This is a genomic window from Streptomyces sp. NPDC126499, from assembly GCF_040302485.1.
Lineage (GTDB): Bacteria > Actinomycetota > Actinomycetes > Streptomycetales > Streptomycetaceae > Streptomyces.
The window spans coordinates 84,158-105,069 of record NZ_JBEOUO010000016.1 but is presented as its reverse complement, the minus strand read 5'-3'; the positions used below and the strand labels follow the sequence as shown (position 1 = coordinate 105,069).

General features: G+C 73.1%; 19 protein-coding genes. 8 read left to right on the top strand and 11 right to left on the bottom strand.

Going from position 1 to position 20,912, the window contains the following annotated elements; translation table 11 throughout:
* Positions 1-146: 146 nt before the first annotated feature.
* The 4 genes from ABTZ91_RS23735 to ABTZ91_RS23720 form a co-directional block, all read right to left on the bottom strand.
* Positions 147-1,271, bottom strand: coding sequence for an LLM class flavin-dependent oxidoreductase (locus ABTZ91_RS23735; protein ID WP_352079220.1), 1,125 nt, complete (start codon positions 1,269-1,271; stop codon positions 147-149).
* A 101-nt stretch (positions 1,272-1,372) separates the two neighbouring features.
* Positions 1,373-2,146: an SDR family NAD(P)-dependent oxidoreductase gene (locus tag ABTZ91_RS23730; RefSeq protein WP_352079219.1), complete on the bottom strand. Its 774-nt coding sequence runs from the start codon at positions 2,144-2,146 to the stop codon at positions 1,373-1,375.
* 17 nt (positions 2,147-2,163) lie between these two features.
* On the bottom strand, positions 2,164-3,081 hold the full coding sequence (locus ABTZ91_RS23725; RefSeq protein WP_352079218.1) for an LLM class F420-dependent oxidoreductase: 918 nt from the start codon (positions 3,079-3,081) through the stop codon (positions 2,164-2,166).
* A gap of 402 nt (positions 3,082-3,483) precedes the next feature.
* On the bottom strand, positions 3,484-4,701 hold the full coding sequence (locus ABTZ91_RS23720) for an amidohydrolase family protein (RefSeq protein ID WP_352079217.1): 1,218 nt from the start codon (positions 4,699-4,701) through the stop codon (positions 3,484-3,486).
* Positions 4,702-4,879: 178 nt separating this feature from the next.
* On the opposite strand from ABTZ91_RS23720, the gene ABTZ91_RS23715 reads away from it, so the two are divergent.
* The 3 genes from ABTZ91_RS23715 to ABTZ91_RS23705 all read left to right on the top strand — a co-directional run bounded on the left by ABTZ91_RS23715 (position 4,880) and on the right by ABTZ91_RS23705 (position 9,314).
* The gene (locus ABTZ91_RS23715) at positions 4,880-8,200 is read left to right on the top strand and encodes a BTAD domain-containing putative transcriptional regulator (protein WP_352079216.1); all 3,321 of its coding nucleotides are present in this window, start codon (positions 4,880-4,882) and stop codon (positions 8,198-8,200) included.
* Positions 8,201-8,424: 224 nt separating this feature from the next.
* Entirely contained in the window at positions 8,425-8,655 is a 231-nt protein-coding gene (locus ABTZ91_RS23710; protein WP_352079215.1) for a hypothetical protein, read from the top strand.
* Between the two features lie 350 nt (positions 8,656-9,005).
* Positions 9,006-9,314, top strand: a complete 309-nt coding sequence (locus ABTZ91_RS23705) for a hypothetical protein (protein ID WP_352079214.1) — start codon at positions 9,006-9,008, stop codon at positions 9,312-9,314.
* On the opposite strand, the gene ABTZ91_RS23700 is transcribed toward ABTZ91_RS23705, so the two are convergent.
* The 4 genes from ABTZ91_RS23700 to ABTZ91_RS23685 form a co-directional block, all read right to left on the bottom strand.
* The gene (locus ABTZ91_RS23700) at positions 9,311-9,697 is read right to left on the bottom strand and encodes a VOC family protein (RefSeq protein ID WP_352079213.1); all 387 of its coding nucleotides are present in this window, start codon (positions 9,695-9,697) and stop codon (positions 9,311-9,313) included. The two genes, ABTZ91_RS23705 and ABTZ91_RS23700, sit on opposite strands and share 4 nt — an antisense overlap.
* A gap of 407 nt (positions 9,698-10,104) precedes the next feature.
* The gene (locus ABTZ91_RS23695; protein WP_352079212.1) at positions 10,105-10,500 is read right to left on the bottom strand and encodes a PIN domain-containing protein; all 396 of its coding nucleotides are present in this window, start codon (positions 10,498-10,500) and stop codon (positions 10,105-10,107) included.
* Positions 10,497-10,856 (bottom strand): hypothetical protein, encoded by a 360-nt coding sequence (locus ABTZ91_RS23690; RefSeq protein ID WP_407078015.1) that lies wholly within the window; start codon positions 10,854-10,856, stop codon positions 10,497-10,499. Before ABTZ91_RS23690 ends, ABTZ91_RS23695 begins: the two co-directional genes overlap by 4 nt.
* Before the next feature lie 34 nt (positions 10,857-10,890).
* Positions 10,891-12,432 carry a FadD3 family acyl-CoA ligase gene (locus ABTZ91_RS23685; RefSeq protein WP_352079211.1) on the bottom strand — a complete coding sequence of 514 codons (1,542 nt, stop codon included), beginning with the start codon at positions 12,430-12,432 and terminating at the stop codon, positions 10,891-10,893.
* Between the two features lie 98 nt (positions 12,433-12,530).
* On the opposite strand from ABTZ91_RS23685, the gene ABTZ91_RS23680 reads away from it, so the two are divergent.
* The 3 genes from ABTZ91_RS23680 to ABTZ91_RS23670 are packed head-to-tail and all read left to right on the top strand — an operon-like array spanning position 12,531 to position 14,901.
* On the top strand, positions 12,531-13,673 hold the full coding sequence (locus ABTZ91_RS23680; protein ID WP_352079210.1) for a lipid-transfer protein: 1,143 nt from the start codon (positions 12,531-12,533) through the stop codon (positions 13,671-13,673).
* 23 nt (positions 13,674-13,696) lie between these two features.
* Positions 13,697-14,122, top strand: a complete 426-nt coding sequence (locus ABTZ91_RS23675) for an OB-fold domain-containing protein (RefSeq protein WP_352079209.1) — start codon at positions 13,697-13,699, stop codon at positions 14,120-14,122.
* Positions 14,119-14,901, top strand: coding sequence for an enoyl-CoA hydratase/isomerase family protein (locus ABTZ91_RS23670; protein WP_352079208.1), 783 nt, complete (start codon positions 14,119-14,121; stop codon positions 14,899-14,901). Before ABTZ91_RS23675 ends, ABTZ91_RS23670 begins: the two co-directional genes overlap by 4 nt.
* On the opposite strand, the gene ABTZ91_RS23665 is transcribed toward ABTZ91_RS23670, so the two are convergent.
* Positions 14,888-15,478, bottom strand: coding sequence for a hypothetical protein (locus ABTZ91_RS23665; protein WP_352079207.1), 591 nt, complete (start codon positions 15,476-15,478; stop codon positions 14,888-14,890). The genes ABTZ91_RS23670 and ABTZ91_RS23665 overlap by 14 nt on opposite strands.
* Before the next feature lie 126 nt (positions 15,479-15,604).
* Here ABTZ91_RS23665 and ABTZ91_RS23660 point away from each other — a divergent pair, with 126 nt between their 5' ends.
* On the top strand, positions 15,605-16,270 hold the full coding sequence (locus ABTZ91_RS23660; protein WP_352079206.1) for a hypothetical protein: 666 nt from the start codon (positions 15,605-15,607) through the stop codon (positions 16,268-16,270).
* Between the two features lie 72 nt (positions 16,271-16,342).
* On the opposite strand, the gene ABTZ91_RS23655 is transcribed toward ABTZ91_RS23660, so the two are convergent.
* Together ABTZ91_RS23655 and ABTZ91_RS23650 are read right to left on the bottom strand one after the other, a co-directional pair.
* Positions 16,343-18,808 carry a PQQ-binding-like beta-propeller repeat protein gene (locus ABTZ91_RS23655; RefSeq protein ID WP_407078014.1) on the bottom strand — a complete coding sequence of 822 codons (2,466 nt, stop codon included), beginning with the start codon at positions 18,806-18,808 and terminating at the stop codon, positions 16,343-16,345.
* A 100-nt stretch (positions 18,809-18,908) separates the two neighbouring features.
* Entirely contained in the window at positions 18,909-19,916 is a 1,008-nt protein-coding gene (locus ABTZ91_RS23650) for a VOC family protein (protein WP_352079204.1), read from the bottom strand.
* Positions 19,917-20,191: 275 nt separating this feature from the next.
* On the opposite strand from ABTZ91_RS23650, the gene ABTZ91_RS23645 reads away from it, so the two are divergent.
* Positions 20,192-20,839, top strand: a complete 648-nt coding sequence (locus tag ABTZ91_RS23645) for a TetR family transcriptional regulator (RefSeq protein ID WP_352079203.1) — start codon at positions 20,192-20,194, stop codon at positions 20,837-20,839.
* Positions 20,840-20,912: the final 73 nt, after the last annotated feature.

The window sequence follows — 20,912 nt, the reverse complement described above, 5'->3', positions numbered from 1 at the left end:
CGGGTGCGCCCGGACCGGGCCGCGCGTGTCCCACGCACAGGGACACGGGTGCGCCCCGGACCGGGGCCGCCGCGGAACGGCCGCCGGCCGGGGCCGGTACGGGGCGGCGGTCCGGGAAGAAGCCGCCCCGCGCTGGATGGGGCCCGTCAGGCGCGGGCGGCCTGCCGGAAGCGGGTCGTGCGGTGGACCGGGTCGGTGTCGATCGCGGGGATCACGTGCTCGCCGATCAGCTTGATGGTGGTCATCGTGTCCTCGTACGAGATCCCGATCGGCAACCCGAAGGACAGCTGGTCGGCGCCGGCCCGCTCCCACCGCCTGCACTGCGCGAGCACCTCGTCCGGGTCGCCGCAGATCATCAGCTCCTCCTGGATGAGGAGTTCGATGATCTCGGCGGAGTACTCGGGCAGCAGTTCCGGCCACTCGGGGATGCCCTCGGGCCGGGGGAAGGTGTCGTGGTAGCGGAAGAGCAGCGACTGGAGGTAGTTGAGGCCGCCCCCGACGGCGATCTCGACGGCCTTGTCGTGGGTCTCGGCGCAGATCGCGGTCGAGGTCACCATCACGTTGTCGTTGACGAAGTCGCCGACGGCCTTCGCCTCCTTGATCGCGGTCTTGTACGAGTCCACGACCCACTCCATGTCGGAGACCTTCTGCACGCTGAAGCCGAGGACCCCGAGCCCCATCCGGCCCGCCATGGCGTACGAGGTCGGGGACCCGGCCGCGTACCACATGGCGGGATGGGACGGGCCGTACGGCTTGGGCAGGACCTTGCGCGGCGGGAGCGACCAGTGCTTGCCCTGGAAGCCGACGTACTCGTCCTGGAGCCACATCTTGGGGAACTCGGCGATGGTCTCCTCCCAGATCTCCTTGGTGTGGTTCATGTCGGTGATGCCCGGCATGAACCCGAGGATCTCGTGGGAGCCCGCGCCGCGCCCGGACCCGAACTCGAAGCGTCCGCCGGAGAGGTGGTCGAGCATGGCGACCTTCTCGGCGACCTTGACGGGGTGGTTGACGGGGGCGAGCGGGTTGAAGATGCCGGAGCCGAGGTGGATGCGCTCGGTGGCGTGGGCGAGGTACCCGAGGTAGACGTCGTTCGCGGAGAGGTGGGAGTACTCCTCCAGGAAGTGGTGCTCGGAGGCCCAGGCGTACTTGAACCCGGACCGGTCGGCCTGGATGACGTACTCGGTCTCCTCCATGAGCGCCTTGTGCTCGGCTTCGGGATCGGTCTCGGCGCGCTTGCCGACGTATCCCTGTACGAAGATCCCGAATTCCAAGGAAGTTCACCGTCCTCGTGAGTTTCTGACGTTCCGTCAGATTGTGCGCTGCGCCAGGCCCTGTCAATACCTGACGAGGCGTCACAGGTTTGCCTCGGGGCTCAGAAGAGCCTCACGCCCGCCAGCCAGCCGCCGTCGATGACGAACGGCTGGCCGGTGATGTACGAGGAGTCCTCGCCGGTCAGGAACAGCGCCAGGGCCGCCACCTCCTCCGGCCGCCCGATCCGCCCCAGCGGCACGAGATGGCGGTACAGCTCGGCCGTCGCCGCCGGGTCCACGCCCTCCGGATTGCTCATGGGCGTGTCGATGGCCCCCGGGCAGACCGCGTTGACCCGTATGCCCTTGCCCGCGAGCTCCACGGCCGCGACCCGGGTGAGGCCGACCACGGCGTGCTTGCTCGCCGCGTAGGCGCCGACCCCGGCCATCCCGGTCACGCCCGTGTACGAGGCGGTGTTGACGATCGTGCCGCCGCCGGCCGCCTCGATCTCCGGCGCCACGGCCTTGATGCCCAGGAAGCAGCCCGTCTGGTTGACCTGGACGACCGCCTGGAACTCGTCGAGCGGCGTCGACACCAGCTCGTTGAAGCGCAGGATGCCGGCGTTGTTGACCAGGCCGTCGATCCGGCCGAAGCGCTCCTTGGCGACGGCGACGGCGGCGGCCCAGTCCTGCTCCCGGGTCACGTCGAGGTGGACGTGGACCGCCCGCCCCTCCCCCAGCTCCTCGGCCAGCTCCTTGGCCAACGCCTCGCCGGGGGCGTCGAGCACGTCCCCGAGGACCAGCCGCGCCCCCTCGGCGGCGAAGAGCCGCGCCTCCTGCTCGCCCTGCCCGCGCGCCGCGCCCGTGATGAGGACGACCCGCCCGTCCAGCTTTCCCACGCCCGTACTCCTCGCCTCTAGAGGTGGGGTGCGACCTCGGCCGCGAACGCGGCCATCTGGTCGGTGAGTTCGGTACGGCTCCGGGAGCGGAACCGCACCTGGATCTGGTGCACGCCCATCTCCGCGTAGGCGCGCAGGGAGCTCGCGAGGGCCTCGGGCTTGCCGGCGAGCGTGCGCCGCCCGACGTCCCAGCCGGGCTCGCCGACGTACAGCGCCTCGGTGAGGGCGCCGACGGTGAAGGGGCCCTCGATCCCGGCCTCCTCCCGCAGCCGCCGCAGTCGCGCGATCTGCTCCGGGAGCCGGTCGCGCGGGTCGCCCTGCGGCAGCCAGCCGTCGCCCCTGAGCGCCGCCCGGCGCACGGCCGCCGGGGACGAACCGCCCACCCAGACCGGGACCCGGGCCTGCGCGGGCCGGGGCCGCTGCCCGAGGTCCCGGAAGGAGAACCGGGGACCCTCGTGCTCGGGGTACTCCTCGGGCCCGAGCGCCGCCCGCAGCGCGTCGATCGTCTCGTCGAGCACCGCGCCACGCCCGGCGAAGTCGGCTCCGACCGCCTCGAACTCCTCCCGCACGTGCCCGGCCCCCACCCCGAGCACCAGCCGCCCGCCGGAGAGGTGGTCGAGCGTCGCGTACGCCTTGGCCGTGACCAGCGGATGGCGCAGCCCCACGACGGCGACGTGGGAGAGCAGCCGGACCCGCACCGTCGCGGCGGCCAGGTAGGAGAGCGTGGCCACCGGGTCGTACCAGACGGTGCTCATCGCCCCGGCCAGGCGACGCGGGACGGCGACGTGGTCGCAGCAGGCGACGTAGTCGAAGCCGTGGGCGTCGGCGGCCCGGGCGACGGCGACGAGGTCGGCGGGGCCGGCCGCGGCCTCCCAGGACTCGGCGTAGAGGGTGCTCTGGGACTGGACGGGCAGCTGGATCCCGTAGACGAGCATGGGGGCACTCCCTTGTCCGACGAGACGGCGTATCTGACGCCTCGTCAGTTACGACGGCGGAGGGCCATGCTCGTCGCTGACACGCCATCGGACAAGGGGTACGACCGCGAGCGGGCGGCCGGACGCGGAGGCCCGGCCCCTTCTGTGGTCAGCGCTCGATCGGCTCCTGCCACCCCCAGCGCACCGAATTCCTGCACAGCGCCCGGAACGGTCGGGGGCTGACCGTGCTCCATGACGACGTCGACTACCGCACCATCGCCCGCCACGCCCCCGACCTGAGCGAGCACAGCGTCCGCGACGTCGTGCCGTAGGGAGGACGCGGAGCCGCTCCCGAGGCGGCGTCGACCGCCCCGTCGCCGACCGCGCCGCAGCCGACCGCGCGTCGCCGGCCGCCGTCAGCCCTCAGGGCCGCCAGAGGCCGTCCTCCGTCAGGCCGAGCAGCTCGATCGCGTTGCCGCGCACGATCCGCTCGACGACGTCCGGCGCCAGGTGGCCCATCTGGGCCTCGCCGACCTCGCGGGACTTGGGCCAGGTGGAGTCCGAGTGCGGGTAGTCCGTCTCGTAGAGCACGTTGCCCACCCCGATCGCGTCGAGGTTGCGCAGCCCGAAGGCGTCGTCGAAGAAACACCCGTAGACGTGCTCGGCGAAGAGCTCGGACGGCGGGCGCAGCACCTTTTCGGCCACACCTCCCCAGCCGCGGTTCTCCTCCCAGACGACGTCGGCGCGTTCCAGGATGTACGGGATCCAGCCGATCTGCCCCTCGGCGTACATGATCCGCAGGCCGGGGAAGCGCTCGAACTTGCCGCTCATCAGCCAGTCGACCATCGAGAAGCAGCAGTTGGCGAAGGTGATGGTGGAGCCGACGGCGGGCGGGGCGTCGGCGGAGGTGGACGGCATGCGGCTGGACGAGCCGATGTGCATGGCGATCACGGTGCCGGTCTCGTCACAGGCCCGCAGGAACGGGTCCCAGTGGTCGGTGTGGACCGACGGCAGCCCGAGGTGCGGCGGGATCTCGGAGAAGGCGACGGCCCGCACGCCCCGGGCCGCGTTGCGACGGACCTCGGCGGCGGCGAGCTCGGGGTCCCAGAGCGGGACGAGGGTGAGGGGGATGAGCCGGCCCCGCGCCTCGGGGCCGCACCACTCCTCGACCATCCAGTCGTTGTAGGCCCGGACGCCGAGCAGACCGAGTTCACGATCGGCGGCTTCGATGAAGGTCTGTCCACAGAACCGGGGGAAGGTGGGGAAGCAGAGCGCCGACTGGACGTGGTTGACGTCCATGTCGGCGAGCCGCTCGGGCACCGAGTAGGAGCCGGGCCGCATCTGCTCGTAGGTGATGACCTCCAGGCGGATCTCGTCGCGGTCGTAGCCGACGGCGGTGTCGAGCCGGGTGAGGGGCCGGTGCAGGTCCTCGTAGACCCACCAGTCGCCGATGGGGCCTTCGTCCCCCTTGGCACCCATCACGGGGGCGAACTTTCCGCCCAGAAAGGTCATTTCCTTCAGCGGCGCGCGGACGATCCGGGGTCCGGTGTCGCGGTAACGGGACGGGAGCCGGTCCTGCCAGACGTGCGGGGGCTCCACGGTGTGGTCGTCCACCGAGATGATCTTCGGGAAGCTCTCCATGCCGTTCACCGTAGCGCCGATCTGACGATCCGTCAGCAAACGGGTGTCCGGGGCCCGCGCGGGGACCCCTGCGGGGCCTCTGTCACAGCCTGGGAACGACTGACCCGATGCTGACGCGCGCCCTCCGGACAAGGCAGACTGTCTTGGGCGAAACCAGCGGTACGGGCAGGGGGAGCTAATGGACCGTGAGAACGGGCCGCGAGTTCCGGAGCAGCGGACTCCGGCGACGGGTTCCGACGGAACCGGAACCGGAACCGGAACCGGGCACGGCACCGGGCCGGCCGACGACCCGCGCTCCGGCACACCCGCGCGGGGCGCCTCCCGGCGCGAGGCGGGGAGGGAGCCCAGGTCCGGGTCCAGGTCCGGGGTCGGGTCCGAGTCCGGATCCAGGTCCGGGTCCGGGTCCGTGACGCAGGCCGCCGCCTCCACCGGCACCGCCGCCTCCACCGCTTCCGGCACCGGCACCGGCGCTTCCCGCACCGGCAGCGGCACCGGCTCCGGTTCCGTTTCCGGTTCCGGTTCCGGTTCGAGCGCCTCCGCCTCCGGTTCCCCTTCCGCATCCCTCGCCGAGTCCGGCCCCGGACCCCATCCCGTACCCGAGCCGCTGCGGTTCCGCGTGCTCGGGCCCGTGCGCGCCGCCCGGGGCGACCAGGCGCTGCCCACCGGTTCGCCGCAGCAGCGCGCCCTGCTCGCCGCGCTGCTGCTGCGCGACGGCCGGACCGCCACCGCCGCTGAGCTGATCGACGCCATCTGGGGCGAGGAACCGCCCTCCCAGGCGCTCGCCGCCGTCCGTACGTACGCCTCCCGGCTGCGCAAGGTCCTCGACCCCGGCGTCCTGGTCAGCGATTCCGGCGGCTACGCCCTGCGCACCAGCCGCGCGGGCCTCGCCCTCGACCTCACCACCGCCCACGAGCTCGCCGCCGAGGCGGAGAAGCTGCGCGCCGCGGGGCGGCGCGGCGACGCCCGCGACCGCCTGAACGAGGCCCTCGCCCTGTGGGACGGGGAAGCCCTGGCCTCCGTACCCGGGCCGTACGCCGAGAACCAGCGCACCCGCCTGGAGGAATGGCGCCTCCAGCTCCTGGAGACCCGGCTCGACCTCGACCTGGAGGTCGGCGCCCACGCCGAGGCCGTCTCCGAGCTGACCGCGCTGACGGCGGCGCACCCGTTGCGCGAGCGGCTGCGGGAGCTGCTGATGCTGGCGCTCTACCGCAGCGGCCGGCAGGCGGAGGCGCTCGCCGTCTATGCCGACACCCGCCGGCTGCTCGCCGACGAGCTCGGCGTCGACCCGACCCCCGAGCTGTCCCGGCTCCAGCAGCGCATCCTCCAGGCCGACGCCGAGCTCGCCCGCCCCGTCGAGGAGCAGGCCCCGGCCGCCGCGCCGGTGGCCCGGCCCGCCCAGCTGCCCGCCACCGTGCCGGACTTCACGGGCCGCACCGCCTTCGTACGGGAGCTGGGCGACCGGCTCGCCACCGCCGAGGGGTCGGTGATGGCGGTGTCCGCGCTCGCCGGCATCGGGGGCGTCGGCAAGACCACCCTCGCCGTGCACGTCGCCCACGAGGCCCGGCCGCACTTCCCGGACGGGCAGCTGTACGTCGACCTCCAGGGCGCGGGCTCCCGGGCGGCCGCTCCCGAGACCGTGCTCGGCGCCTTCCTGCGCGCGCTGGGCACGCCCGACTCGGCGATCCCGGACTCCCTCGACGAGCGGGCCGCGCTCTACCGCTCCACCCTCGACGGCCGCCGGGTCCTGGTGCTGCTCGACAACGCCCGCGACGCCGCCCAGATCCGCCCGCTGCTGCCCGGCACGGCGGGCTGCGCGGCCCTGGTGACCAGCCGCATCCGGATGGTCGACCTGGCGGGGGCGCACCTCGTGGACCTGGACGTGATGTCGCCCGAGGAAGCGCTCCAGCTGTTCACCCGGATCGTCGGCGAGGAGCGGGTGCGGGCGGAGCGGGAGGCGGCGCTCGACGTGGTGGCGGCGTGCGGGTTCCTGCCGCTGGCGATCCGTATCGCCGCGTCGCGGCTGGCGGCGCGCCGCACGTGGACGGTGTCGGTGCTCGCCGCCAAGCTGGCCGACGAGCGGCGGCGCCTGGACGAGCTCCAGGCCGGGGACCTCGCCGTCAAGGCGACCTTCGAACTCGGCTACGGCCAGCTGGAACCGGCCCAGGCCCGCGCCTTCCGCCTGCTCGGCCTCGCCGACGGCCCGGACATCTCCCTCGCGGCGGCGGCCGCGGTCCTCGACCTGCCGGAGTGGGAGACCGAGGACCTCCTGGAGGCGCTGGTCGACACCTCGCTCCTGGAGTCCGCGGCGCCCGGCCGCTACCGCTACCACGATCTGGTCCGCCTCTACGCGCGTGCGTGCGCGGAACGCGACGAACAGCCCCCGGTGGAGCGGGAGCTGGCGCTCTCCCGGCTCCTCGACTTCTACCTGTCGACGGCGAGCCGGGTCTACGCCATCGAGCGCCCCGGCGACCGCCTGGTCGACCACCTGGAGCCCACCCACTACGAGGGCCTCACCTTCACCGACCGCCACGCGGCCCAGGACTGGCTCTACGCGGAGGCCAACTGCCTCCTCGCCTGCGTCCGCCAGTCCGCGGGCGACCCGAACACCCTGCGCCGCGCGGTGGACCTGCTGTGGGCGGCGCTGGACCTCGCGGAGTCCGGCGCGAACTCCAAGGAGTACGAGGCGGTCGCGGCGGGCCTCCGGGAGGCGGCGCGGGGGGCGGGGGACGTGCGGGCGGAGTGCCGGGCGTCCATCACGCTGGCGTACGTGCACCACGTCTCGGGCCGGTTCGACCAGGCCGACGGGGAGGCCAGAGAGGCGATGCGCCTCGCGAACGGCGTCGACGACCGGCTGCCACACTGCTGGGCCGCCAACACCCTTGGCGTGATGGCGGTCTACCGCAATCGGTACGAGGAGGGCGAGGACTTCCTCAACGAGGCCATCGAGGCCTTCCGGGACTGCCAGGACGGTCCCGGTGAGGCCAGCGCGCTGTGCAACCTCTCCCGCATCCACCTCCTCACCGGACGGACCGCCAGTGCGGTGTCCCTGGCCCGTCGGGGCGCCGACATGTACGACCGCATGGGACATGCCCTCAAGGGCGCCAACGGCCGGTACGCGATGGGAGTGGCCCTCACCCAGAGCGGTCAGCTCGTCGAGGCCTCCGCGAGCCTGAACGAAGCGCTCGACGTCTTCCGGGACAGCCGTCAGCGCCTCTGGGAGGGGATGACACTGTTCCGTATCGCGGAGGTGGACGTCGCCGCGCACCGGTACGCCCAGGCAGCGGCCAACGCCGAGATGGCGCTCACGGTCCTGCGGGACATCGGCGGCGAGTGGCGCCGGGGGAACGTCCTGACGGTGCTGGGACGCGCGCTGACCGGCATCGGCCAGGTGGGCCGGGCTCAGGTGTGCTGGCGGGAAGCCCTGGAGATCTACGAGGGACTCGGCTCCCCGGAAGCCGGGGAAGTCCGCGACCTGTTGCGGCCGATCGCCGCCGCCTGACGTTCCGACCGCGCGGACTTGGGCGTTCATCATTCGTTTATCGCCTCACGCCATGCTCATCTCATCGATCCGTCGCGTCGGGGGGCAGACGGGTCGCCGGTGAGGCCGTCGCTCCGACGCACTAGGGTGAACGGCCCTGCACAGGGACCCGTCCGGCGGTCCACGGGGGAGCAGCCGGGCGGGTCTCGACGACCTATCTGACAGCGTCACAACGGGAGATTGCGATGAGCGACGAGTCGACCATCAAGCCGACGAACATCCACGTCACGGGCGAGCCGGCGCTGGCCGACGTCGAGGCGAAGAACATCCACGTCACGGACGAGCCGGTCACGGACGCGATCGCCGAGAAGATCGGCATCAAGAACATCCACGTCACCGGTGAGCCGCTGGCCGACGACAGCGGGACGGCCGCCCCGCTGGGCAACATCCACGTCACCACCGAGCCGGCCAAGTAGACCGCACCGCACGGGGAGGTTCCGGCGACGCCATCGGGGGAGTCGCCGGGGCCGGGCGGGGCCGTACGGGACGCGGGGCTCGGGGGACGCCCGAGGGATCCGGGGGGAGCCCCTGGGGCAGGGCCCGCGCGTACCGGACAGGCCCGCTGAGGAGGGGCCGGGCATGAGCCGCCCGGCCCCTCCGGCGTGCACCGCCACGAGAACGCCCGAGGGCCTGGACCGGAATCCGGTCCAGGCCCTCTTCGCGTCCCCGCGACCACGGGGCGAGGCGGCGGACGACCGTGATGCCCAGCGACGCCGGCTGCGCCCGGCCCTCACCCCCAGCCCCCGCGAGCGCTACAGTGCGCACCGTGGACATACCCGATTGGCTCGTCTGGGTCGCCCTCGGTCTCTTCGTCCTGCAGGCCCTCGGCCTCGTCCCCGTCACCCGACGGATGCGCGGGCCCGATCCCGCCGTGCGCGCCAAGGCGCGGCTCGATCTGCTGGAGACCGTCGGCTCGCTGCTGATGTTCGGTGGCCTCATGCTGAGCCTGGGCGTGGCGGAATCCTTCTTCTGGATCATCCCCGTCGGCTTCGCGCTCTCGGTCGGCGTCCATGCCGTGAAGGGCGTCCGCCTGATCCGCGCCCGCCGCTCACGTGTGCCGCAGGAGGGGTCCTAGTCCTCCTTGTCCTGCGGGTACCACCGCAGTTCGACCGTGTTGCCGTCCGGGTCCTTCACGTAGACCGACTGGGCCGAGCCGCGCGCGCCCCAGCGGGGGACCGGGCCCTCCAGGACGTCGAAGGTGCCGGAGTCGATGACGTCCTGCCAGTCCAGGGGGTCCACGACCAGGCAGATGTGGTCCACGTTGGACTCGCCGCGCGGGCGGGAGAAGAGGTCGATGACCGTGCTCTCGTCGATGCGTACGGAGGGGAAGGGCACCTTGCCGGCCCGCCACTCCTCCACCCGCTCGGGCGCGAGGCCCAGGGGGCCCGTGTAGAACTCCAGGGCCCGGTCGACGTCGGTCACGTTGAGGACGAGGTGGTCGAAGGCTTTGACGCGCATGAGGGCAGTGCCTTTCCGGGGGGCGGCGACGGGAGTCGGCGATACGTTGCGGTTCGGTTCGGTCCGCTTCAGGTGATCACGTCCACCGGACGATGATCAAGAGGTCGGCACCCGCCCGCCCTTCCACCTCCTCCGACCCGTCGGATCGCGCCATGACGACCTGACGTATTCGGCCAGCCGTCCTCGCAGCCGCGTTCGGCGTGGGTGATGATCGATCACGTCCGGCTCGGCAGGCGGTGGGGACCGCCCGTCGGGCGGGGCGGTGCACGCCACGCGCGCGCAGGGGGGAGGGCCCGGACCGGCGACACCGGTCCGGGCCCTTGGCGCGTGGCTTTGTGGTCGGCCTCGCTCGCCGCGGTGATCACGCTGTCACTGGGCGAGGCTGGTGGACCGACGGCCGCCGGAGCTCACAGGCTCCTGATCAGCACGTGCGGCGGGCACAGCTGTCTCATGTCGTCCTCGTCCGAGGTGAACACCGTGACCAGCCCCCGCTGCCGCCCGGCGATCACGGCGAGCGCCGCGTCGATCGCGTACTTGTGGCCGTGCAGGCCGGCCCGCTTCAGGAGCGTGATCGCGGCGCGCGCGACCTCCTCCGTGACGGGTTCGACGCTGACCCGCGACAGGAACCACTGCCATGCGGCATAGGGGACCTTTGCGTGGTACGCCTCGATCAGCGTCATGGAACTGGTCACCACACGGATGCCGCTGTTGTGGGCTTCCTTCAGGCGAGCCCGCATCGCGGGGTTGCCGAGGACCGACTTGGACAGGCCTTCGCTGTCCAGGACGTAGCAGAGTTCGGTCATGCCGCGTCGGCCTGCCGTTCCGCCGAAGCCGAAGCCGAGCCCGAAGCCGACGCCGGAGCCGAACTCGACGCCGAACCCGGAGCCGAGGCCTCGGCCGCTGCCCGCTGCCGCTCCTCACGCTCCGCGTGCCAGCGAAGGATCTCGCGCCGCTCCGCTTCGGCCGCCGCCAGCTCCTCCTCGCCGACGGGTCCGAACTCCTCCTCCATCCACTCCACCAGCTCCCCCAGCCGGTCCTGCTCCCGCTGCCGCTGTACGGCCCGCGTGACATACGCGCTGAAGCCGCCGGGGCCCACCTGGCGGCGGATCTCCTCGGCCAGTTCCTCCGGCAGGGTCACGGTGTACTTCTTGGTTGCCATACCGCCTACCATACCACCACACGAGTGACCCAGGTCACACGTCAGAACCGCGCAGCGCCCCCTTCACCACCTTCCCGCTCGCGTTCCTCGGCAGCTGCGCCACGAACTCCACCTCCCTCGGGACCTTGTAGTTCGCCATCTCCCGGCGCGACCACGCGATCAGGTCGTCGGCCGTGAGCCGCGCGCCGGGGCGGCGGACGGCGAAGGCCTTGCCGACCTCGCCGAGGCGGGGGTCGGGGATGCCGATCACGGCGACGTCGGCGATGTCGGGGTGGAGGCCGAGGAGCTGTTCGATCTCGGCGGGGTACGCGTTGAAGCCGCCGACGATGAACATGTCCTTGATCCGGTCGGTGATCCGCAGGTTGCCCGCCTCGTCGAGGACGCCCACGTCGCCGGTGTGCAGCCAGCCGTCCTCGTCGATCGCCTCCGCCGTCGCCGCCTCGTCCTCGAAGTAGCCGCGCATCACGTGGAAGCCCCGCACCAGGACCTCGCCCGAGGGGGACAGGCGCACCTCGGTGCCGGGGATCGCGCGGCCGGACGTCGTCGCGATCACCTCGGCCGGGTCGCCCCGGCGGCACATGGTCACGATGCCGCTCGCCTCGGAGAGGCCGTACGCCGTGAGGACCGTGCCCACGCCGAGTTCTCCGCGCAGGCGCTCGACGAGCCGGAGCGGGACGACGGCGGCGCCGGTGACGACGAGGCGGAGGGTGGACAGGTCGTGGGCGGCGCGGGACGGGTGGTCGAGGAGCGACTGGTGCAGGGTGGGCGGGCCCGGCAGCACGGAGATCCGTTCGGCGGCGATGTGGGCGAGGACGGTGTCGACGCTGAAGACGGGCTGCGGGACCATCACCGCGCCCTTGATCAGGCAGGCGATGATCCCCGCCTTGTAGCCGAAGGTGTGGAAGAAGGGGTTCACGATCAGATAGCGGTCGCCCTCGCGCAGGCCCGCGAGCTCGCTCCACACCGCGTAGCAGCGCAGGGTCTGTTCATGGCTGATGACCGCGCCCTTGGGGCGGCCCGTCGTGCCGGAGGTGTAGATGATGTCCGAGGGGTCCTCCGGCGCCACGGAGGCGGCCCGGGCCCACACCTCTTCCGGCCCGACTTCGTTCCCCTCCGAGAGGAACGATTTCCAGGTCGTGTAGCCCTCGTCGTCCGGAGCCGTGTCGCCGAACACCACCACCCGCTCCAGATCGGGGAGTTCCACGCCCGCGCGGCGCAGCGACGCCACGTACGAGGTGCCCAGGAAGGTGCCGGTGACGAAGAGCAGCCGGGCTCGGGAGCGGGCCAGGACGTCCGCCGCCTCCGCGCCCTTGAAGCGGGTGTTCAGGGGCACGAGGACCGCGCCCGCCGTGACCGCGCCGAGCGCGGAGACGATCCAGTCGAGGGTGTTGGGCGCCCAGACCGCGACCCGGTCCCCCGCGCGCAGTCCGCCGGCCAGGCAGGCGGCCGCCGCCCGTTCGACCCGGGCGCCGAGCTCCGCGTACGAGAGGCGGGTGCGGCCCTCGACGACCGCCTCGCGCTCCCCGTACCGCTTCGCGGCCCAGCGCACCAACTCCGGTATCGAGCCCCACTCCATGCGCCCACCCCCTCCGTAGCTGACTATCCGTCAGATTAGCGGTAACCTGACGGACTGTCAGCAGCCCGCCACAGCCGCCAGCGATCGGGGAGGTCGCCGTGCTCAAGGACGCCACGGCCATCGTCGGGATCGGCCAGACACCCTTCGCCAAGCACCTCCCGGAGACCGAGAAGACCCTCGCCTGCCGGGCGGTCCTCGCCGCCCTCGACGACGCCGGCATCGCCCCCTCCGAGGTCGACGCCTTCGCCTCGTACACGATGGAGGAGACCGACGAGGTCGAGGTCGCCAAGGCCATCGGCGCCGGCGACGTCACCTTCTTCTCCAAGGTCGGCTACGGCGGCGGCGGTTCCTGCGCCACCGTCGGCCACCTCGCCGCCGCCATCGCCACCGGGCAGGCCACCGTCGGCGTCGCCTGGCGCTCCCGCAAACGGGGCTCCGGCCCCCGCCCCTGGAAGAACACCACCGTCCAGCTCCCGACACCCGGCCAGTGGACCCGCCCCTTCGGGCTCCTGCGCCCCGCCGACGAGATCGGCATGCTCGCCCGCCGCTACATGCACGAGTACGGCGCCACCCGCGACCACTTCTTCAACGTCGCCCTCGCCTGCCGCAACCGGGCCAACCAGAACCCGGCCGCGATCATGTACGCACGCCCGCTGACCCGCGAGATGTACATGACCTCCCGCTGGATCAGCGAACCCCTCTGCCTCTTCGACAACTGCCTCGAGACGGACGGCGCCCTCGCCTGCGTCGTCGTCTCCGCCGAACGGGCCCGCGACTGCCGCCACAGGCCCGTCTACGTCCACGCCGCCGCCCAGGGCCTGCCCGCCCAGCACCACGGCATGGTCAACTACTGGAACGACGACCCGCTCTCCGGCCCCGCCTGGACCGCCGCCCGCCACCTGTGGAAGCAGGCCGACTTCGGCCCCGCCGACGTGGACGTGGCCCAGATCTACGACGCCTTCACCCCGCTCGTCCCGCTCTCCCTGGAGGGCTACGGCTTCTGCGCCCGCGGCGAGGGAGCCGCCTTCACCGAGGGCGGCGCCCTGGAGATCGGCGGCCGGCTGCCCCTCAACACCGCCGGCGGCGGCCTCTCCGAGGCGTACGTCCACGGCTTCAACCTCATCAACGAAGGCGTCAGACAACTCCGCGGCAGCTCCACCGCCCAGGTCCCCGACGCCGCCACCTGCCTCGTCACCGCCGGCGAGGGCGTCCCCACGTCCGCGATCCTGCTGAGGAGTTGACCCGTCATGCGAGGTGACCCGTCATGCTGACCCCCGTCGCCGACGAGGACGGCGCGCCCTTCTGGGAGTACGCCGCCCGGGGCGAGCTGCGTGTCCAGGCGTGCACGGGCTGCGGGGAGCTCCGCTTCCCGCCCCGCCCCTGCTGCCCCCACTGCCAGTCCTTCGACAGCGAGTGGCGCCCGATGTCCGGCCGCGGCCGCATCTGGTCCTTCGTCGTCCCCCACCCCCCGCTGCTGCCCGACTACGCCGCCCAGGCCCCCTACAACGCGGTCCTCGTCGCGCTCGCCGACGCCCCCCGCATCCGCCTCGCCGGCAACGTCGTCAGCACCCCGGGCGCCCCCCTGAACTCCGTCGACCCGGCCCGCCTGCGCATCGGGGCCGCCGTGCGGGTCGCCTTCGCCGAGATCGACGGCGTCACCGTGCCCCGCTGGCTCCTGGAGCGCGGATGACGGTCACGGTCGAGCGGGACGAGGAGACCGGGGTCGCCGTCGTCACCCTCGACCGGGCCGAGAGGCACAACGCGATCACCCTCGCGATGGCCCGCCGACTGGCCGAGGTCTGGCGCGGGTTCCGGTACGACGACACCGTCCGGGCGATCGTCGTCACCGGCGCCGGCGGGCGAGCCTTCTCCACCGGCGTCGACCGCTCGGCCGAGGTCCCCCAGCCCGCCTCCCCGTACACGATCGACGACCCGCTCCTCACGATCGGCCCCAAGGCCAACGACCTGTGGAAACCGGTGATCGCGGCCGTCGAGGGCATGGCCTGCGGCGGCGCGTTCTACCTCCTCGGCGAGGCCGAGTTCCTGATCGCCGGCGAGGGCGCCGAGTTCTTCGACCCGCACACCACCTACGGGATGGTGAGCGCCTTCGAGACCATCCAGATGGCCCAGCGGATGCCGTTCGGGGAGGTGGCGCGCATGGCGCTGACGGGGACGGCCGAGCGGATATCGGCCCGGCGGGCGTACGAGACGGGCCTGGTCAGCGAGCTGACACCGCCCGGCGGGGCGCTGGCCGCGGCGCGCGGGGCGGCGGCCGAGATCGCCGCCTGTCCGACGGAGGCCGTGCAGGGGACCGTACGGGCCCTGTGGTCGGTCAAGGAGGCCGCCCGCGCCCAGGCCCTCGCCCACGCGCCGCACCTGGTGACGCTCGGGAACCTGCCGCCCGAGCGGCAGGCGGAGCTGTTCGCGGGAAGGCGGCGCGGGCGGGGGAAGGGGTTCAGGAGGCGGTAGCCGAGGCGGTGGGGCTCGGGGTGGGCGGCGCGAGCTCGCGCACGCCGTACACGTGGCAGTCCTTCACCTGGCCGACGGCCTTCGGCTTTCGCATCCGGACGTCGAAGGACTTCGACGCGTTGCCGTCGACGGACACCACCGTCTCGGCCCGGTCCACCGCCGAGCCGCCCGTGCCCTTGAACTCCAGGACCACCGTGAACGTCTTCGCGTCCGGGCTCCGCGACGTGATCTTCAGCGTCGCCGTGGTGTCGGCCTTCCGGGCCGGCCTGCCCTTGCGCTTCTTCTGCGCGGGCTCGACGCAGTCGACGACGAAGACCTCGACGTCCGAGGTGGGTGAGGCGGTCGGGGACGAGGTCGGCGAGGGCGTGTACGTGGAGTCGCTGCCGTAGTCCCCGCTGTCATGGTCGTAGTCGTCGTTCTTCTTCTTGGAGCTGGAGCAGCCTCCACCACTGCTGCTGCTCTTGCTCTTGCCCGACTTGCCGCTGCCGCCCTTGCCGGTCACGCTCGTCTGGAAGCCGGTCAGGGCGAGGACCACCACCGTGAGCGTCGCCGCGAGCTTCAGCCTGGTGCGGACCATGACCCGCCCCCCTCTCTCGTTTCGTCGTGCGCGCGTCACCCTAGCTCCGCCCGGCCGCCGCGTGGCGGGGGCCCCTCACCCGGCGTAGCGTCGGGAGCGAGAGCCGGACCCGAAGGAGGCCGATCGATGATCCGTAACGTCGTCGGGTCGGTCCTGGCGCTCGTCGGAGCGGCGGCCGCCGTCTGGAGCCCCTTCCGTGCCTGGTACGACGGCCGTCACGGGCGCGACTATCCGATCGACGAGCTGTTCACCGGCATCACCGACGCCAAGGCCGAGATCATCGGCTCGATCTTCCTGCCGTTCGCCTTCGCCGCCCTGCTCACCCTGCTCGGGATCGTGCTGCGCTCCCGCCTGCTCGTCGCCGGCGCCGGCGTCCTCGTGCTCGGCTTCACCATCCTGTGGATGGTGCGGGTCGGCCAGGCCGACGGCGGCCTCGCCGTCGGCTCCGACGGACGGGGCCTCGGCGACGGCGTCGCGAACGCGCTGGGCGGCGGGGTGCTGCTGCTCGTCGGCGCGCTCGTGATGTCGGGGCGACGACGGCACGTCACCCGCCTGGACGAGTCCCGGGGCGCCGATCTGCACCCGGACGAGTACGAGCGATACGGGCACGAGCGATACGGGCAGGAGGGATACGGGCACGGGGGCCGGGACTCCGGCGGGCGGGACGCCGACGGGCGGGACGCCCGCGGCCGGGAGTCCGCGCCGCCCCCGACCGCACCGCCGCCGTCCTCGGACGTGCCCTGGGACCCGGGCCGCGACGAGACACCGCCGCCGCCCGAGCACCGGGCCTGAACGCGGGCCCCGGGCGTGGCCCCGGAGCACCGCGCCTGACCGCGCTCGCCCCGTCCTCACCACCGGTGGCGGCTACGCCCCCCGGTTCGTCGCCGTGCCCTTCACCGCGTCCAGCGCGTACACGCAGCGGTCCTTGCTGCACGCGTACACGACGCCGTTGCGCGCCACCGGCGAACCGGTGATCTCGCCGCCGGTCGCGAGCTTCCAGCGGAGCTGACCGCCGCTCGCGTCCAGGGTGTAGAGCACGTGGTCGGCCGAGCCGAAGTGCACCCGGCCGTCGGCGACGACGGGGCTGCCGATCAGCTCGCCGCCCGCCGCGAACCGCCACTTCGGGGTGCCGGTGACCGCGTCGAGGGTGTAGAGCGCGCTGCCGCTGCCGACGTGGACGTTGCCCGCGGCGACGAGCACCGGCTCGACGGACTGCCGGGGCTCGGTGGCGATCCGCCAGCGGTCCTTGCCGGTGGTCGCGTCGAGCGCGTACACCGTGCCCAGGTGGTCGGCGAGGTAGACCCCGCCGCCGGTGACCGCCGGTCCCGGGGCGAAGGCGGGCGGCGACAGGAACACGGCCGGCGCCTCGAAGTGCCAGCGGACGTGCCCGCTCGCGATGTCCACGGACAGCACCCGGGTGCCGGCCGCCACGTACACGCAGCCGTCCTCGGCCGCGGCCACCCGCACCGGCACATGGGCGCAGGAGGCGGCGTCGCCGATCGGGTACGACCAGCGCTCCACGCCGGTACGGGCGTCGAGGGCCTGGAGCCGGGCGTCGCGCCACACGTACACCGTGTCGCCGTGCAGGGCGGGCCCGCCCTCGGGGGTCTCGAAGTCGGTCTGGGCGCCGGTGATCTCCCACAGCTTGGCCCCGTTGGCCGCCTCCCAGGCCTGCACGCCACCGCCGCGGGTCCCGGTGACGACGGTGCCGCGGTCCACCTGAAGGGAGTACACCCAGGCGTCCGTGTGCAGCCGCCAGCGCTCGCTGCCGTCGAGGGCGTCGAGCGCGTAGAGGGTGGGCCCGTCGGAGGCGTGGATACGGCCGCCGGCCACCGCCATCGACCAGGCCACGTCCCGGGTCTTGAACTGGCGCCGGCCGCTGGCCGTGTCCAGGGCGTGCACCTCGAAGGAGGTGACGTAGAGCAGGTCGCCCTCGACGACGGGGGTGCCCCACACGTCGTTCGACATGCGGAAACGCCAGGGCCGCCAGTGGCCGGGGCCCTCCGGGGCCGGGGCCTGGGCCGGGCGCGCCTCGGGGGCGCGGCCCTGGCCGGGCAGCGGGCGGGAGCCGGGCGGCGGGCCGGGCTCGGCGCCGTGCGGGCCGCCGCCGGGCGGGCGGATCCAGCCGGTGGCGGTGCCGGCCGCGGCGCCCGGGGCCAGACCGACGGCGGCGCGGGTGTCGGCGACCCGGGGGCCGGGGCCGATCGGCACGGCGGCGCCGGCGAGCCGTACGGGACCGGCGTCCGGCACCGCCTCGGCGACGGACACCGGGCCGGCGGAGGCCGGGGAGGGCTGGGGCTCGGCTGCGGGACCGGCGTGCCGGCCGCCGCCGCGCGGGTCTCCCCAGTCGGCGGGCTCGCGCGGCGGGCGCGGCGGCATCGGCGGGGCGGCCGGCGGCGGCGGAGTGGGCCGCCCGCCGCGCCGGGCCTCGATCATGGCGGTGGCGCGCTGCGGCAGCCAGGCCGCGGCCGTACCGCTGTCGTCCTCGCCGGAGCCGAAGAGGTGCGGGGCGAGCTGGGCCTGGAGGTCGGCCGGCGTGGGGCGCTTGGCGACGTCCATCTGCATGCAGGACTCGATCAGCGGACGCAGCTCGTCGGGCAGCCCTTCGAGGTCGGGGCCCTCCCGGAGCAGCATGAAGACGGTCTCGACCGGGTTGGCACCGTGGTACGGGGCGTGGCCGGTGGCGGCGAAGACCAGCATGGAGCCGAGCGAGAACACATCGCTGGCGCCGGTGACGCTGCGCGAGTCGCGCGCCTGCTCGGGGGACATGTAGGCCGGGGTGCCGACGGCGACATTGGTCATGGTCAGGCGCGTGTTGGAGACGCCGGACGCGATGCCGAAGTCGATCACCCGGGGGCCGTCCTCGACGACGAGGACGTTGGAGGGCTTGAGGTCGCGGTGGACGAGGCCGGCGCCGTGGATGGACTGCAGGGCCTCGGCGACGCCGGCCGCGAGCCAGCGCACCGCCTGGGCCGGGAGCGGCCCGCACTCGTTCACTATCTCTTCGAGGGACGGCGCGGGGACGTACGCGGTGGCGAGCCACGGCACGGCGGCGCGCGGGTCGGCGTCGACGACGGCCGCCGTGTAGAAGCCGGAGACCGCGCGGGCGGCCTCCACCTCACGGGTGAAGCGGACACGGAACAGCTGGTCCTCGGCGAGCTCCGTCCGCACGGTCTTGATCGCCACGCGCCGCCCGGACGCCGAGCGCGCGAGATAGACGAGCCCCATTCCGCCCGCACCGAGCCGGCCCAGCACCTCGAAGGGCCCGATCCTTCTCGGGTCGTGCTGCGTCAGCTGCTCCACTTGCCTGCCACCTCCCCGTAGGGCCATGAGGGTACGGCCCCGTGGACCCTGATTGTTCCTGTCCGGGGCGGTGGTTGCGAACCCGGGGGCGGATCGGGGTGTCACAGGTCATATCGGAAGGGGCGGCTCACAGCTCGGCGGTGGGATGCGGGGGCTCGGGCCGCTCGCCCGGCCCACGGTCGGTCTCCCGGCGCTCGGCCCTCTCCCCCGGCCGGCGGTCGGTGTCCCGGGGCCCGGCCCGCCCGCCCGGCCCGCGGTCGGCGTCCGCCCGCCCGTCCGGCCCGCGGTCCCGTTCCGTGGCCTCGGCGGGCCCGGCCGAGGCGCGGCCGGTCTCCGTGGCCTCGGCGGGCTCGCCCGGCTCGCGGGGTTCGGCGAGGACCGCGAAGCGGGCGCCCTGGTTGTCGTGGAGGACGGCGATGCGGCCGTGCGGGGTGTCGAAGGGGTCGGTGGCGACCCGGCCGCCGAGGCGGACGGCGGTGGCGCAGGCCTCGTCGCAGTCGCGGACCGCGAAGTAGACGAGGATGTGGCCCGGCATCTCGGCGGGGAAGTCGTCGGAGATCACGGCCCGGCCGCCGAAGGCGGTGTCGTCGCCGGGGCGGGAGCCGGGCGGGGACCAGACGCGGTAGTCGAAGTCGCTGCCGCGTCCCTCGGCCGCCGGGTCGACCTGGCGGCCGAGCCAGCCGAAGACGGAGGCGTAGAAGGTGTCGACCGCCTCGGGCTCCCGGGTGTAGACCTCCATCCAGCAGAAGGCGCCCGGCTCGTTCGTGAGCTCGAAGCCGTCGTCGTCACCGGACTGGCGCAGCCCGAAGACGGCGCCGCCGGGGTCGGCGGCCAGGGCCAGGACGCCGAAGGGGCCGACGGGGTAGGGGTCCATGACCATCCGGCCGCCGGCGCCCTTGACGCGGGCGGCGACGGTGCCGGCGTCGTCGGTCGCGAGGTAGACGGTCCAGGTGGTCGGCATCCGGCCGTCGCGCTTGGGCAGCAGCCCGGCGACGCGGCGGCCCCTGAGGAGGGCCTCGTCGCGGTCGGGGTCGAAGCTCCAGCCGAAGAGCTCGCCGTAGAAGCGCTTGCCCGCCTCGAGGTCGGGAAGCTGTGCGTCCACCCAGCACGGGGTGCCCTGTGTGCGTACGGCCATGCCTCCAGAATGGGGTCGGGGCGGCCGGACCGCACCCTTCAAAATCGAACATATACGCCTTTAGGGGGGCGGGAGCCCTTGTGCCGCCTGGGTTGTCCACCGAAGTTGTCCACAGGCTGTTAATAAGCCCATCGGGGATGGAGCCCCCAAGAAGGCCCTGCAGGGGGTCCCCGAGCAGGTCCCGGATAAGGCCCCGGAGAAGGTCCCGGAGGGGGGTGCACCCCATTTGCAGTCGGCCGAATCGCGCGCCGATCACCCCTCGGTAAGCTGACGGCATGACAGGACAAGTACGCACCGTCGACGGCCGCGTGGCTGGACGACGCGGCCAGGCGACGCGGCAGAAGCTGCTCGACTGCCTCGGCGAGATGCTCAGCTCCTCGCCCTACCGGGACGTCAAGGTCATCGACGTGGCCCGGAAGGCGGGTACTTCACCCGCGACGTTCTACCAGTACTTCCCTGACGTCGAGGGCGCCGTCCTCGAGATCGCGGAGGAAATGGCCAAGGAGGGCACCGGGTTGACCGATCTGGTCTCCGGGCGCTCCTGGGTCGGCAAGGCCGGCTGGCAGACCTCCGAGGAACTGGTCGAGGGATTCCTGGACTTCTGGCGCAGGCACGACGCGATCCTGAGGGTGGTGGACCTCGGGGCGGCGGAGGGCGACAAGCGCTTCTACAAGATCCGCATGAAGATCCTGAACTCGGTCACCAACTCCCTGACGGACGCGGTGAAGGAGCTCCAGTCGAAGGGCAAGGTCGACAAGGACGTCAGCCCCGCCGCGATGGCGGGCTCGCTGGTGGCGATGCTGGCGGCGGTCGCCGGCCACCAGAAGGGCTTCCAGGCCTGGGGCGTCAAGCAGGCCGAACTCAAGCCGAATCTCGCCCTGTTGGTGCACCTCGGAATCACGGGGAAGAAGCCGACGAAGTAGCCCCCGCCGAGCGCCCCGCTCCTTCACCCGTCCTGTCACGCCGACGGCGGTCCCGTGTCCCGTACGGGAGACC